General features: G+C 72.2%; 13 protein-coding genes. 6 read left to right on the top strand and 7 right to left on the bottom strand.

Translation table 11 applies throughout. From position 1 onward, the window contains the following. Positions 1-136: 136 nt before the first annotated feature. Positions 137-2,866 carry a phosphoenolpyruvate carboxylase gene (locus tag DEJ28_RS08205; protein WP_111117339.1) on the bottom strand — a complete coding sequence of 910 codons (2,730 nt, stop codon included), beginning with the start codon at positions 2,864-2,866 and terminating at the stop codon, positions 137-139. Positions 2,867-3,097: 231 nt separating this feature from the next. On the opposite strand from DEJ28_RS08205, the gene DEJ28_RS08200 reads away from it, so the two are divergent. Next, on the top strand, positions 3,098-4,783 hold the full coding sequence (locus tag DEJ28_RS08200; RefSeq protein WP_111117340.1) for a BCCT family transporter: 1,686 nt from the start codon (positions 3,098-3,100) through the stop codon (positions 4,781-4,783). 61 nt (positions 4,784-4,844) lie between these two features. Here the strand turns inward: DEJ28_RS08200 and DEJ28_RS08195 are convergent, their stop codons facing one another. Continuing rightward, entirely contained in the window at positions 4,845-5,138 is a 294-nt protein-coding gene (locus DEJ28_RS08195; RefSeq protein WP_258368283.1) for a DUF2470 domain-containing protein, read from the bottom strand. Beyond that, on the bottom strand, positions 5,135-5,806 hold the full coding sequence (locus DEJ28_RS08190) for a biliverdin-producing heme oxygenase (RefSeq protein WP_111117341.1): 672 nt from the start codon (positions 5,804-5,806) through the stop codon (positions 5,135-5,137). Before DEJ28_RS08190 ends, DEJ28_RS08195 begins: the two co-directional genes overlap by 4 nt. A gap of 75 nt (positions 5,807-5,881) precedes the next feature. On the opposite strand from DEJ28_RS08190, the gene DEJ28_RS08185 reads away from it, so the two are divergent. Then, positions 5,882-6,727 carry a siderophore-interacting protein gene (locus DEJ28_RS08185; protein ID WP_111117342.1) on the top strand — a complete coding sequence of 282 codons (846 nt, stop codon included), beginning with the start codon at positions 5,882-5,884 and terminating at the stop codon, positions 6,725-6,727. 104 nt (positions 6,728-6,831) lie between these two features. Further along, positions 6,832-7,395, top strand: coding sequence for a GIY-YIG nuclease family protein (locus DEJ28_RS08180; RefSeq protein WP_111117343.1), 564 nt, complete (start codon positions 6,832-6,834; stop codon positions 7,393-7,395). 138 nt (positions 7,396-7,533) lie between these two features. Here DEJ28_RS08180 and DEJ28_RS08175 read toward each other — a convergent pair whose 3' ends face one another. The 4 genes from DEJ28_RS08175 to DEJ28_RS08160 form a co-directional block, all read right to left on the bottom strand. Next, positions 7,534-8,502 (bottom strand): putative endonuclease domain-containing protein, encoded by a 969-nt coding sequence (locus tag DEJ28_RS08175; RefSeq protein WP_111117344.1) that lies wholly within the window; start codon positions 8,500-8,502, stop codon positions 7,534-7,536. A gap of 93 nt (positions 8,503-8,595) precedes the next feature. Next, positions 8,596-9,264 (bottom strand): RES domain-containing protein, encoded by a 669-nt coding sequence (locus tag DEJ28_RS08170; protein ID WP_146248944.1) that lies wholly within the window; start codon positions 9,262-9,264, stop codon positions 8,596-8,598. After that, positions 9,261-9,875: a hypothetical protein gene (locus DEJ28_RS08165; RefSeq protein ID WP_111117346.1), complete on the bottom strand. Its 615-nt coding sequence runs from the start codon at positions 9,873-9,875 to the stop codon at positions 9,261-9,263. Before DEJ28_RS08165 ends, DEJ28_RS08170 begins: the two co-directional genes overlap by 4 nt. 63 nt (positions 9,876-9,938) lie before the next feature. Continuing rightward, a complete protein-coding gene (locus tag DEJ28_RS08160; protein ID WP_111117347.1) occupies positions 9,939-10,190 on the bottom strand; it encodes a DUF4287 domain-containing protein in 252 nt (83 codons plus the stop codon). A gap of 132 nt (positions 10,191-10,322) precedes the next feature. On the opposite strand from DEJ28_RS08160, the gene DEJ28_RS08155 reads away from it, so the two are divergent. From DEJ28_RS08155 to DEJ28_RS08145, 3 genes are read left to right on the top strand one after another with little or no spacing between them, the layout of a single operon-like run. Beyond that, complete coding sequence (locus DEJ28_RS08155; RefSeq protein WP_111117348.1) at positions 10,323-11,399, top strand: amino acid ABC transporter permease; 1,077 nt, start codon at positions 10,323-10,325, stop codon at positions 11,397-11,399. After that, positions 11,396-12,169 carry an amino acid ABC transporter ATP-binding protein gene (locus DEJ28_RS08150; protein WP_111117349.1) on the top strand — a complete coding sequence of 258 codons (774 nt, stop codon included), beginning with the start codon at positions 11,396-11,398 and terminating at the stop codon, positions 12,167-12,169. Before DEJ28_RS08155 ends, DEJ28_RS08150 begins: the two co-directional genes overlap by 4 nt. 38 nt (positions 12,170-12,207) lie before the next feature. Beyond that, positions 12,208-13,245, top strand: a complete 1,038-nt coding sequence (locus tag DEJ28_RS08145; RefSeq protein WP_111117350.1) for an ABC transporter substrate-binding protein — start codon at positions 12,208-12,210, stop codon at positions 13,243-13,245. The last annotated feature ends 624 nt before the right edge of the window (positions 13,246-13,869 follow it).

The raw sequence follows: 13,869 nt of genomic DNA, 5'->3' as shown, positions 1-13,869 counted from the left end.
GCTACGCCCGCCCGAATCGATTCGACAAGGTCGCGAACGCGACCGCGGACGGACTGGAGGCGCGGTGCGGGCCCGCACCGCGCCTCCGGTCAGAGGGACCGTGGGCCGGTCGACGGCCCTGGACGGTCCCGATGGATCAGCCCGTGTTCTGCAGGCCGGCCGCGATCCCGTTGACGGTGAGGAGCAGCAGACGGTGGTCGCCGTCCGCCGGGTCCGTGCTGCCCGACGTGCGGATCGCGCGGAGCGCGCGCAGCTGCAGGTGCGACAACGCGTCGACGTACGGGCTGCGGAGACGGACCGCGCGGGCGAGGACCGGCCGGTCCTCGAGCACGTCGCTGCCGCCGGAGACCCGCAGGACCCAGTCGCGGGTGCGGAGCATCTCGTCGAGCACCTTCGCGGCGAGGTCGTCACGGTCGGCGAGCTCGAGGTAGCGACGGGCGATGTGCTCGTCGGTCTTCGCGAGCGACATCTCGACGTTCTTGATCATCGCGCCGAAGAGCGGCCACTCGGCGTACGCGGTGCGGAGGAGCTCCACGTCGCCCACGGCCTCGAGGGCCGAGCCGAGGCCGTACCAGCCGGCGAGGTTGATGCGCGCCTGGGTCCAGGAGAACACCCACGGGATCGCTCGGAGGTCCTCGAGGGACTCCACGGAGAGACCACGACGTGCCGGGCGGGAACCGAGCGGGAGGAGACCGATCTCCTCCATCGGGGTGACCCGGGCGAACCACGGCGCGAAGCCGTCGGCCTTCACGAGGTCGTAGAACGCCTGACGGGACTCGTCGTCGAGCTGCTGCGCGAGGTCGGCGAACCGGGCTGCGGCGACGGCCGTGCGCTCCTCGTTCGAGGGCGACGAGGCGAACAGCGTGGCCGAGGCCATCTGCTCGAGGTGGCGCGCGGCGATGTCCTTGTCGCCGTACTGGGCGAAGATGACCTCGCCCTGCTCGGTGAGCTTGAGGCGTCCGTCGATCGAGCCCCGGGGCTGCGCGAGGACGGCTTCGTTCGCCGGTCCCCCGCCACGGCCGAGCGAGCCGCCACGCCCGTGAAACAGGGTGAGCTCGACGTCGTGCGCCTTCGCCCAGTCGGCGATGCGCGCCTGCGCGTCGTACAGCGCGAGGTTCGCCGACACCGGGCCGACGTCCTTCGACGAGTCCGAGTAGCCGAGCATGACCTCGAGCCGACGGCCGGTCGCGGCGAGACGGCGCTGGAAGGGCTCGGTGCGGACGGCCTCGTCGAGGATGTCGACGCTGGCGTGCAGGTCGGCGAAGGTCTCGAACAGCGGGATGACGTCGAGCACCGGCGCGGCCTCGACGGATCCGAGGGCGGCGACGGCGAGCTCGTGGACGTTCGCCAGGTCGGCGGCGGACTGGGTGAACGAGACGATGTACCGGCTGGCCGAGCGCACGCCGTAGCGGGCCTGCAGCGCGGCGATGGTCCGGAAGACCGACAGGACCTCTTCCGTCATCTCGCTGCGGGCACCGCCGGCGCGGATCTCCGCGAGGGCGTTCCGGTGCACCTGCGAGTGCTGCCGGACCTCGAGCTCGGCGAGGTGGAACCCGAAGGTCTCGACCTGCCAGATGAGGTTCTGCAGCTCGCCGTTGGCGGGACGCGTGGCACCGGCCGCGACGAGCGAGGTCTGGATGGTGCGGAGGTCCGTCAGGAGTTCTTCGGGGTTGCCGTACGCGAGTGCGGACCGGCCATCCCTTGCGGTGTCGGCGCTTGCGGCGTCGGCGCTGGCGGTGCCGGCGCTGGCGGTGCCGGTGCTCGTGGCTCCGGTGCGGGTCGCGTCGATGCGGGCTGCGACGAACATCAGCGCACGTCGGTGCGTCTCGTTCGGCGCACGGACGCCGATGCGCTCGGCGATGCCGGCGTCGAGGGCCTCCTGCGTGGCGACGAGCGCGGTGAGGCCGGCGTCCGCCGGGGTCTCGCTCGCGTCGAGCGTCAGGGTGCTGCCGATCCGGGTCGCCGCGCGGGAGAGCCCGAGCAGGATGTGCTCCGCCGCGATCTCGGCGGCCTGCCGGGTGACGTCGGCGGTCACGTGCGGGTTGCCGTCGCGGTCGCCACCGATCCAGGTGCCGAAGCGCACGAACGCGGGGGCCGTGACCGAGGCGCGTCCGGCGTCGTCACCGAGCAGCCGGTCGTCGAGCAGGCGGTAGACCTGCGGCACGATCTCGAACAGCGTCTGGTCGAACACGCTCATCGCCGTGCGGACCTCGTCGAGCGGGGTCGGCCGGGTCGTACGGAGCGGCGAGGTGCGGAGGAGGGTGGTGATCTCCTCGAGCAGCCGGCGCTCGTTCTCGGCACGGGCGGTGGTGTTCGTCGTCCGGTCGCGCTCGTCGATGAGGTCGGTGATGCGACGCACCGCCGTGGTCACCGCGCGACGGCGGGCCTCGGTCGGGTGCGCGGTGAGGACCGGGTGGAACCGCAGCTCACGGAGTCGGGCGGCGGCTTCGTCCTCGCCGACCTGCTCGACGAGCGAGGCGTAGGTCGCCGGGAACGAGTCGCCCGCGACACCGCCGTCGTCGCCGCGGAACCGCAGCACGCGCACGCGGTGGTGCTCCTCGGCGAGGTTCGTCAGGTGGAAGTACGTCGTGAACGCCTGCGCGACGGCCTCGGCGCGCTCGGCCGACATTGCCGCCACGATCGCCTCGGCGCGGGCGGCGCCCTCGGCCTCGCCGCCCTCGAACGCGTCGATGACCGCGGCACGGAGGCTCTCCACGTCGTGCAGCAGGTCCTCGCCGCCGGTCTCTCGCAGCACCCGCCCGAGCAGGTTGCCGAGGTACCGGACGTCCGAGCGCAGGTCGCTGTCGACCGCTCCGCTGACGTCGTCCCGCGCGCGTCCGTGGCGCGTGTGACCGTCGATCGTCATGAGGTCCTTTCCGGGTCGTCCGGGAGGCTCGTCCCGGTCCCCAGCAGCGTATCGGCCCGCCGAGACGGGTGACGACAACCGTCCGGACGGACCGCCCTCCGGCGTCATCGCCCCCGGGTCACCGTCGCCCGGGTTCCCGTCCCACCCGGGTTCCCATCGCACCCGGGCGGACTTCGGTGCACGTTCGTACACTCCAGCCAGGGGTGCGCAGCGCCCGGGTGGAGGGACCGCATGAGCGAGACGGCTGAACCAGCTGTGCCCACGTCGAACCGCAGCGCGGCACCAGACCGGCAGCCGCCGGTGGAGCGCTGGGTGTTCTGGCCGGCGGCCGGCCTGGTCCTGGCGTTCGTGGCGGTCGCGCTCATCGCCCCGCGCGCCACAGAGGACGCCTTCGCCACCGTGCAGGGAGCGATCGTCCGCGACTTCGGCTGGTACTACGTCATCGTCGCCGCCGCCTTCGTCGTCTTCGCCGTGTGGATCGGGTTCAGCCGGTTCGGCGACATCGTGCTCGGGCAGGACGACGAACGGCCGGAGTTCTCGACGACGTCCTGGCTCGCGCTGCTGTTCGCGGCCGGCATGGGCATCGGGCTCGTCTTCTACGGTGTCGCCGAACCGCTCAGCCACTTCGCGTCACCGCGGCCCGGGGTCACCGGCGACGACGACGAGCTCGCGCAGCAGGCACTGACCCAGACGTTCCTGCACTGGGGCCTGCACGCCTGGGCGATCTACGTCGTGGTCGGGCTCGCGCTCGCCTACGCGATCCACCGGCGCTCCCGTCCGGTGTCGATCCGGTGGGCGCTCGAACCGCTCCTCGGCAAGCGGGTGGTCGGCGGGTGGGGCAACCTCATCGACGTCCTCGCCCTGATCGGCACGCTGTTCGGCGTCGCCACCTCGCTCGGGCTCGGCGTCCTGCAGATCGGGTCCGGCCTCGAGTACACCGGCATCGCGGACAACACCCGAGGCCTGCAGATCGGGCTCATCATCGTCGTCACCCTCATCGCGATCGGCTCGCTGCTGAGCGGCGTCGGCAAGGGCATGAAGATCCTGTCGAACATCAACCTCGCGCTCGCCGCGGTGCTGCTGGTGTTCGTGCTCTTCGTCGGGCCGACGCAGTTCCTGCTCGGCGAGTTCGTGCAGTCGATCGGGCAGTACGTGCAGGGCTTCGTCGGGCTCGCCTTCGACACGAGCGCGTTCGCCGGCCGGGCCGGGCAGGAGTGGCAGGGCGCGTGGACGACCTTCTACTGGGGCTGGTGGATGTCGTGGGCACCGTTCGTCGGCATCTTCATCGCACGGATCTCACGCGGACGCACCGTGCGGCAGTTCGTGCTCGGCGTCCTCTTCGTGCCGACGCTCCTCACCTTCCTCTGGTTCGCGATCATGGGCGGCACGGCGCTGTACGACCAGCTGCACGGTCACGGCGACCTCATCGGGGCGGACGGCGGCGTCGCGGTCGAACAGGTCCTCTTCCAGCTGCTCGGGGGCATGCCGGCCGGGTCGGTGCTCGTCGTCGGGGCGATCATCCTCATCGGGGTGTTCTTCGTGACCTCGGCGGACTCCGGCGCGCTGGTGATGGGCATGATCGCGACGGGCGGCCAGCTCGAGCCGAAGAACTGGATCCGGGTGTTCTTCGCCGGGGTCACGGCGCTCGTCGCGGTCGCACTGCTGCTCGCCGGCGGCCTGAACGCGCTGAAGACGGCGGCGATCACGACGGCGCTGCCGTTCAGCGTCGTGATGGTGCTGATGTGCTGGTCGACGGTCATCGCCTTCACGCGGGAGCGGCGGGCGTACGCACGGGCGGAGCGACGGGCGCTGATGGTGGACCTGGCGGAGGCCTACCAGCAAGAGGTCGTCGAGCCGGCCGAGCGGGCGCCGGGGACCGGCCCGATCAAGAGGCTCACCCGCCGGATGCGCCACTGACGGACGGCGCAACCGCGCTTCCCCAGGCGCGGGGCGCGCGGCACACCCGAGCGCGCTCGCGTCAGCTCCGGTCGGCCAGACGCGCCTGGGCAGCAGCGTGCGCCTCGACGATCCGCACGCGGTCCGACCGACGATCGGTCAGCGGCGCGGTCCACGGCACGATGACCTGCTCCTCGCCGCCGTCGTCGAGCTGGGCGATCCACACCCCGGCGATCGCGTCGATCTCGGTCATGGTCGCCGCCACCGCGGTCGCGGCACCGTTCGCCCGGACGATGACGAGGTTGTCGCCGCCGTGGTCGCCGTTCATGTGCCGGAGGACGGCACGTCGGGCCTCGTCGTCGAACGGCGTCGTCACGCGGTCACCGCCGACGTCCCGCTGCCGCCACGCCGGGCGTCGAGACCCTCGAGCAGGCCGCTGTTGAGCTCGTACGCGAGGTCCACCTCGGCGATGACCCGCTCCTGCTCCTCGGCCGACCACGGTGCGGCGTCGAGCTGCGCACGGTAGGTGTCGCGGAAGGCGCTCGGGTCGGCGACCTGGTCGAAGATGTAGAAGAGGATGCCGTTCGTCTCGAAACCGAACTGCTCACCGACCAGTCGGCCGATCGCCTGCCCGCCGGACAGGTCGCCGAGGTACCGCGTGTAGTGGTGCGCGACGAACCCGCCGGGCCACGTGGCGGCGACCTCGTTGAGGCGTCGCACGTACGCCGTCGTCGCCGGCAACGGGCAGACGAGCTCCGACCAGTCCGGCCCGACGAGGTACTCGAGGTCGGCGCGGATCGCCGGCATCCGGGTGAGCTGCGAGGTCACGAACGGGGCGGCGACGGGGTGGTCGGCCATCCGCTCGGCGGCGCGCTCGAGGGCGTCGTACACGAACGAGTACTGTCCGAGCAGGGCCGCGTAGTCGGCGACGTCGCACTCGCCGGCGAGCAGGTCGTGCATGAAGCCGGTCCCCGCCGAGGAGCCGTGCGAGCGCCGCGTCCGCTTCCGCAGCAGCTCGGAGAACGGGATGACCGTCGTGTCCATGAGGTAAGGCTAACCTTAGTGACCGATCCGTCAAGCACAGCGGGTCCAGAAGTCGAGAGAGGAAGCTCGCCCCCGATGAGCTCGAAACCCAAACGCCCCCAGCACGTCTTCGTCGTCCACCACACGGAGCACCTCTCCCCCCACATGGTCCGGGTGCACCTCGGCGGTCCCGCCTTCGACGACTTCGTCGCCGCAGCCGACCACGAGCGGCTGCAGGCCACGGACAAGTACGTGAAGCTCCTGCTCGCGAAGCCGTCGCTCGGCCTGACGCCCCCGTACGACCTCGAGGCACTCCGCGACACCCTGCCGAAGGACGACCGGCCCGCCCGACGCACGTACACGGTGCGCGCCGTCGACCACACCGCGAAGACCATCGCCGTCGACTTCGTCGTGCACGGCGACGAGGGCCTCGCCGGCCCGTGGGCATCCGCCGCGCAGCCCGGCGACCTCCTCGCGCTCTCCGGCCCCGGCGGCGGCTACACGCCGTCGACCGATCCCGCCGTCACGCACGTGCTGCTCGGCGACGACAGCGCCCTGCCCGCGATCTCCTCCGCCCTGGAGGCACTGCCCGACTCCGCCACGGGCGTCGCCCTGGTCGAGGTGGCCGGCGCCGCCGACGAACAGCCGATCGCCCACCCGGCGGGGGTCGACCTGCGGTGGCTGCACCGCGACGCCACCGGCGCCGAGCCGGGCACGCTCCTGCTGGAGACGACCCGGGCACTGGAGCGCGCCTCCCGGCCCGTCCAGGTCTTCGCGCACGGCGAGCGGACCGCGATGAAGGCGATCCGTCGGCTGCTGCAGGACGACTGGGGACTCGAGAAGTCCGAGATGTCACTGTCGGCCTACTGGGCGCTCGGGCGCGCCGAGGACCGCTTCCAGGAGGAGAAGCGCGAACCGATCGGCGTCATCTTCACCGAGTGAGCGCGGCTCGCGTGACCGGTCGGACGTGGCTCGCGTGATCGGCCGGACGCTGGGCGGGCCGGGAGGCGCGGTCCGCGTCGGTGGGTCGGGCTAGCGTTCCGGGCATGGTCGCCCTCTCGTGCTGCGTGCCCGGTTGCGACACCGCCTCCGTCGACGGGGCGCCGCTGCCGCTGTGCGCGGGGCACGTCGCGCTGGTCGCGGAGTTCGGCGCGGAACACGTCGGCGTCGAGGACGCGCTTCCGGGGCCGTGCCCGGTGTGTGGGTCGCGGATCGGTGTCCGGTACCCGTCCGCGGCCGTGTGCGCGACCTGCGAGTGGCGGTACGGCGAGGTCCCCGACGGCGACCTCGCTCCCCCGCGCGTCGACGTCGTCTACTACCTGCGGATGCGGGACGACTTCGGCGACCGGATCAAGATCGGGACGACGACGAACCCGCGGCAGCGACTCGCGGCGATCCCGCACCAGGACCTGCTCGGGTTCGAGCGCGGCGACCGGAGGCTCGAGCGGCGGCGGCACGCGCAGTTCGCGGCGACGCGCTACCCGGGGACGGAATGGTTCCGGGTGACGCCGGAGTTGCTCGAGCACGTCGCCGTCGTGGCTCGGGGCGTGAGCGACCCGTGGGAGTTGCACGCGCGGTGGACGAGCGAGGCGCTGGCGCTCCGCGGGTGACGCGGCGGCGGGCGCGGGCCGGCGGGCGCGTTGTCCGTTCGGTGCGAGGTTCCGTACTCGGTGCCACGTCGCGGGGGTCGCACGCAGAACGGAACCTCGCACGGGCCGGCGGCGACCTCGCACGGTGCGAGGTCTCGGTCAGCGAGCGTAGGCGTCGACGAACAGGGCGCCGCGGATCTCGCGCAGGGTGTCGGTCAGGCGCTCGATCGTCCGGCCGGAGATCCCGGAGACCTCGAGGTCGTACGGGCCGAGCGCCGGCAGCCGCCCGGTGCGGATGCGGACGACTTCCCACCCGACACCCCGCACGGCCCGGTCCTTCCGGCGGTCCGTCTCCTGCCGGGGCCCGACGTGCTCGAGCCCGTGCCGACCGGTGGAGTCGTACTCGATCGCGACGCGGAGCTCGGGCAGGATGATGTCAGGCCAGGCCTCGACGTGGTCGAAGAACGGCCGGTCGAGGCGGATCGCGGAGTGGTCGAACGTGAACTCGAACCGCTCGGACAGGGCGGCGCGGAGCTCGGCCTCGACCGCCGAGGCCGTCGCCGGGGCGCACACGCTCGTGAACGACTCACCCGAGGGCAGCCGCGGCGTCTTCGCGCAGATCGTCCGCGGCACGGGCTGCGTCGGACGTCGGGGCGCTCCGGCGTCGGGCCGTCGGGATCGCGCGCGCGATGACGCGACCGCTCCCGCCGGGACCCCACGGGCCGGCGCTGCGGGCAGGGTCTGCCGACCCGCGACCCGCACGACCCGCTGCGGGACCGGCACACCCTCGGGCCAGTCCTCGGGCAGGACGGGCCAGCGCTGTGGCTGCGCCTGCACCGCGCACTCGGGGCACCAGACCGATCGGCGACGCTCGCGGCCGGGGCGGGAGCGCTGCTCGGCCGGCGTCGCGACGAAGACGTGGCCGACGTCGCACTCCCACGTGAGGAGGACCTCGGCGACGGGCGGCACCTGGGTCAGCACGACCCCGTGGTTCCACTCCGGGTGGTACTGCCGGATGAGCACGGGGTACGAGGCCCAGTCGGCGCGGAACTCCCCCACGGCGTACGGCACCGCGACGCCGCGCGACCACTGCCGGCGGCGCCACCACGCATCGACGGGTTCAGCCACGATCTCACGCTAGGCACGACCACCGACAAGCCCGAGCAGGACCACCGACAAGCCCGAACAGGACCACCGACGACCCGGGCTGGCGTGCCCGCGTCAGTCCGCCGGCGGCGTGGCGAACGTGAAGCGCTCCGGCCCGGCGTCGGAGCCGTCGTCGAGCACCCGGATCCCGGACTCGCGGCACGCGGTCACACCGTCGCGGTGGACACGCTCGGGCCGCGGGCGCTTCGGCACCCCGGCCGCGCCGAACACCGCCCACGCGTTCGCCGCCGCGGCACTCGTGAACCGGGTGCTGTACCGGACCCCGGCGAACCCCGCGGCGTCGAAGGCACGTGCCCATGACTGCGGCACGCGGTAGTCGCCCATCGTCTGGAGCTCGGCGCCGACCCCGGACCGCACGGCTGCGGGGTGCGTGACGTCGGCGAACCGGCGCCCGCGGGAGGCCCGGGCCGCGACGACGACCATCTCCCGCGCGCGGGACGTGAACACCGTGTTCGTCGTGAGGACGTGCGCCGCCAGCCGCTCCCGCACGGCGACCTCGACCGCGTCGGCCCAGTAGCAGGTGCCCCGCGGGAGCGCGAGGTCGAACCGGCCGCCGTCCACACCGTCGGCGTCCGGCTCGGTGCTGGCGAACCACCACGCGCCGCGATCGTGCCGCTTCGCCCGGTAGAAGGTGGTGCCGCGGGATTCCTCGACGGGGAAGTCCGTGAGGTCGAGCTCGTCCCGTGGCGGACGCTGGGCGACCTCGTTCCGGCTGGGGGTCACGCGTCCGCTGCCCACGCGTGGGCGGCACGGCGTGCGGCGGCGAGGACCTGCTCGTCGCGGCCGTCCCGGAGGGCCTGGGCCGCGGTGGTGCCGCCGAACTCGTCCGCCTCGGTGTTGAGCCAGAGCGCGCTGCCCCACGGGTCGATGCGGTCGGGGTCGATGAGCGCGAGCACCTGGCGCAGGTTCGGGAGCGGCGTGCCGGAGACGCCGAACTGGAACGACGGGAACACCAGGCTGCCGTCGCCGATCTTCAGACCGATGAGGTCGCGCTTCGCGGTCGCTTTGCTGAGCGCCTGCCGGGTCACCCCGCGCCATGCCGCCAGGGTCGGGGTGTCGTAGAACGGACCGATGAGGGCGTCCGCCTCGTGCTTGACGGTGGGCAGCGCGGCCACCATGCGGTCGGCGAGCAGCTCGACGTCGGCGCCGTGTTCGAGCGCCCCGTCGGCACGCCCGCCGAGGATCCGCCCGCGCAGTGCCTCGAGCAGGGCCTGCTCGGTGCGACTGAGGTCGGTGCGGCTGAGGTCCGTGCGGCTGCGCGCCGTGCGGCCGTGGCCGGCGCCGCTCCGGTCCCCCGCGCCATGCTCGGCACGAACTCGCTCCGTCGTCGCCATGTTCGGCCTCCTGTCAACCGTGTCAACCCATTCTCGCGCAGGGGTGACAACCGTGTCAACCGATCAGGAAGCCAGGGCGTTCCGCACGTAGGCCACCAGTGCGTTCGCGTGGCCGTGCCCGAGACCGTGCTCGGACTTCAGCCAGCCGACGACCTCCATGTGCTGGTGGCCGTCCAGGCGCTCCGCAACGAGGTCGAGCCACTCCTGCACCGGGCGCCCGTACGTCTTCTCGATGCTCGGGAAGTACGAGGCCGGCCCCTTCGGCTTCGTGCCGTCGGCGGGCGGCTCCGGTGCGGTCACGCGATGAGCGGTCATGCGCGTCACGATAGCGCTCCGCGGGCGTCACGGAACGTCATCCCCGGCGGGCGCGTGACGTCGTGTTCCGCCCCGTGCAGGAGTGTTGCGCACGGCGTTGTCGGCAGCGCCGCCCCCTCCTACGGTCGCGACATGACCGAGATCACCGAGGCACGCGGACGCAGCGCGACCAGCGTCGGAACCCGAGCGGACGCGGACGACGCGCACCGCGCCTCCAGGCCGGAGGACGCGACCATCGACGCGGCCGGACGCGCCGCGCTCACCCGCCCCGTCGTCCCGCTGCGCCACCCGCTGCGGTGGATCGCCGCGGCGATCGTGCTGGTCGTCCTGCTGAACTTCGTCGAAACGCTCTTCACGAACGAGCAGTGGGGCTGGCCCGCCGTCGGGAAGTGGCTGTTCAGCCCGGCGATCCTCACCGGGCTGCAGCTGACGCTCGTCGCGACCGCGCTGAGCGCCGTGATCAGCTTCGCCGGCGGCATCGTCGTCGCGATCGCCCGGCTCTCGCGGAACCCCGTGCTGTCCGGACTCGCGTGGGGGTACGTGTGGCTGTTCCGCTCGGTGCCGCTCATCCTCGTGCTCGTCTTCCTCTACAACCTCGGGTCGCTGTACCCGACCATCGGCGTCGGCATCCCGTTCGGCCCGCAGGTGGAGGTGCCGACCGCGAACGTGCTCGGTGACCTGGCGATCGGCGTGATCGGGCTGAGCCTCAGCGAGATCGCCTACGCCTCCGAGATCGTCCGGGCCGGCGTCCTCGCCGTCGACCACGGGCAGCACGAGGCCGCGCAGGCGCTCGGTCTCCCCCGCCGCCGCCAGTTCCTGCGGGTGATCCTGCCGCAGGCGCTCCGGTCGATCGTGCCCGCGTTCGTCAACCAGATCGTCGGGCTGCTCAAGGCGTCCTCGCTGCTCTTCTACGTCTCGCTGCTCGACCTGTTCGGCGTGGTGCAGAACCTGTCCAGCACCTACCCGACGGACATCATCCCGCTGCTCGTCGTCGCGACGATCTGGTACCTCGCGCTCACCAGTGCGGTGTCCGTCGCCCAGTACTACGTGGAGCGGTGGACGGCGCGGGGCTCCGTGCGGTCACTTCCGCCGACGCCGTGGCAGCGGGTACGGGCCGCGGTGCGGCGGGGCGGGCCTGGAGGCGCGGGTCGTCTCCCCGGGGCAGGCTCGGCACCCCGGGCAGTCCCCTCGAAGGGAGACCTCCGATGAGCGCCGCAATCGGCATCCACGGCGCGGTGAAGGCGTTCGGAGCGAACACCGTCATCGACGGCATCGACCTGTCGCTCGCGGCCGGGAGCGTCACCGCGATCCTCGGCCCGTCCGGGTCCGGCAAGTCCACCCTGCTCCGAGCGATCAACCACCTCGAGCCCCTCGACCGCGGCGTCGTGACCGTCGGCGGCGAGACCATCGGCGTCCGTGTCCGCACCGGCCGCGACGGCGTCCCCCGCTACAAGGAACTGCCCGAGCGGCTCATCCTGCGGCAGCGCTCCCGGATCGGGTTCGTGTTCCAGCACTTCAACCTGTTCCCGCACCTCACCGCGCTGGAGAACGTCGCCGAGGGTCCCATCGCCGCCGGCGTCGACCGGGCCGCTGCGCGTGAGCGTGCCCGGGAGCTGCTCGACCGCGTCGGGCTCGGCGACCGCGCCGACACCCGACCCCGGCAGCTTTCCGGCGGCCAGCAGCAGCGCGTGGCGATCGCCCGGGCGCTGGCGCTCGAGCCGTCGGTGGTGCTGCTCGACGAGCCGACCTCGGCGCTCGACCCCGAACTCGTCGGCGAGGTGCTCGGGGTCATCCGGTCGCTCGCCGACTCCGGCACGACCCTCGTCATCGTCACCCACGAGGTGGCCTTCGCCCGCGAGGTCGCCGACCACGTCGTGTTCCTCGACCACGGCCGCGTCGTCGAGCAGGGCCCACCCGCGCAGCTCATCGACGACCCGCAGCACCCCCGCACGCGCGACTTCCTGTCCCGCGTCCGCTGATCTCCCCACCCCGCACAGCACCCGACCCCTGGAGAACCATGCCCACGACCACTTCCCCGCGCGCTCGTCGCCGCGCCGGAGCCCTCGTCCCCGCCGCCGGCATCGCCGTCGCCCTGAGCCTGGCCCTGGCCGGGTGCGCCACGTCGGCGACGGCCGGCTCCGGCTCCGGCTCCGGCTCGTCCGACGGCTCCGTCACGATCGGCGCGGCGTCGAACGGTGCCGCCACCGAGACGAAGGTCACCGTCAAGGAGGATTCGAAGCTCCACGACGAGCTCCCCGCCGACGTCAAGCAGTCCGGCAAGCTCGTCATCGGGATCGGCGCGCTGCCCTCCGGCTACCCGCCGCTGGCCTTCACCGGCGACGACCAGAAGACCCTCACCGGCTCGGAGCCCGACCTCGGCCGTCTCGTCGCCGCGAAGCTCGGCCTCGAGCCGCAGGTGAAGAACGCCACGTGGGACAACCTGTTCGTCGGCATCGACGGCGGCTCGACCGACGTCGGCCTTTCCAACATCACCGTGACCGAGCAGCGCAAGGAGAAGTACGACTTCGCCTCCTACCGCCAGGACAACCTCGCGCTGCAGGTGAAGAAGGGCAGCACGTTGCGGTTCGACGGCGACCCCTCGGTGCTCGCGGGCAAGACGATCGCGACCGACTCCGGCACGAACCAGGAGAAGATCCTGCTCGGCTGGAAGTCCGATCTCGAGAAGAAGGGGAAGACGATCACCGTGAAGTACTACCCGGATGCCAACTCGAAGCTCCTCGCCGTGCAGTCCGGGAAGGTCGACGGCTACCTCGGCCCGAACCCGACCATCGCGTACCAGAACAAGCAGAACGCGGGCACGGCCAAGGCGACCGAGACCGCCGGCACGTACTCCGGTGCGGGTGGGACGCTGCAGGGGCTCATCGCGGCCACGACGAAGAAGGGCAACGGGCTCGCCGAACCCGTGCAGGCCGCGATCAACGAGCTCATCGACGACGGCACCTACGCCACGTGGCTGAAGGCGTACAACCTGTCGAACGAGGCCGTGACGAAGTCGGAGCTCAACCCGGAGGGCCTGCCGCTCGACGCCAGCTGACGCCGGGCTCCCTGTCGACACCCCCGTGGCCGTTCCGGTCGCGGGGGTGTCGCGCGTGCGGGGGCGGGCGTTGTTTGCGCGCGCGGACTCTTGCCGACGCCCGGCAGCGACACCGCGACGTCGTACGACAACGGGCGTGTCGCACCTTGCACGCGCAACGAACGACACCGCACGAGTCGATCGACGGGTGGGACGTCGCAACATGCACACGCACCTGATGCGTGCGCAACGAACGACACCGCACCGGTCGATCGACGGGTGGGACGTCGCAACATGCACACGCAACCGATGCGTGCGCAACGAACGACACCGCACCAGTCGATCGACGGGTGGGACGTCGCAACATGCACACGCACCGGCCCGGTCCGGGACGACAACACCGATGTCGTACGACAACGGACAAGACGCATCCGCGCGCGGACTGTTGCGGACGCGCAGCAGCGACACCGTCGATGTCGCACGACAACGGGCACGTCGCACCTTGCGCGCGCAACGAACGACACCGCACCAGTCGATCGACGGGTGGGACGTCGCAACATGCACACACACCGGATGCGTGCGCAACGAGCGACACCGCACGAGTCGATCAACCGGTGGGACGTCGCAACATGCACACGCACCGAA

Source organism: Curtobacterium sp. MCPF17_002, assembly GCF_003234115.2.
Taxonomy (GTDB): domain Bacteria; phylum Actinomycetota; class Actinomycetes; order Actinomycetales; family Microbacteriaceae; genus Curtobacterium.
Note: the sequence above shows the minus strand (reverse complement) of the source record. Positions and strands in the feature narration are given on the sequence as shown.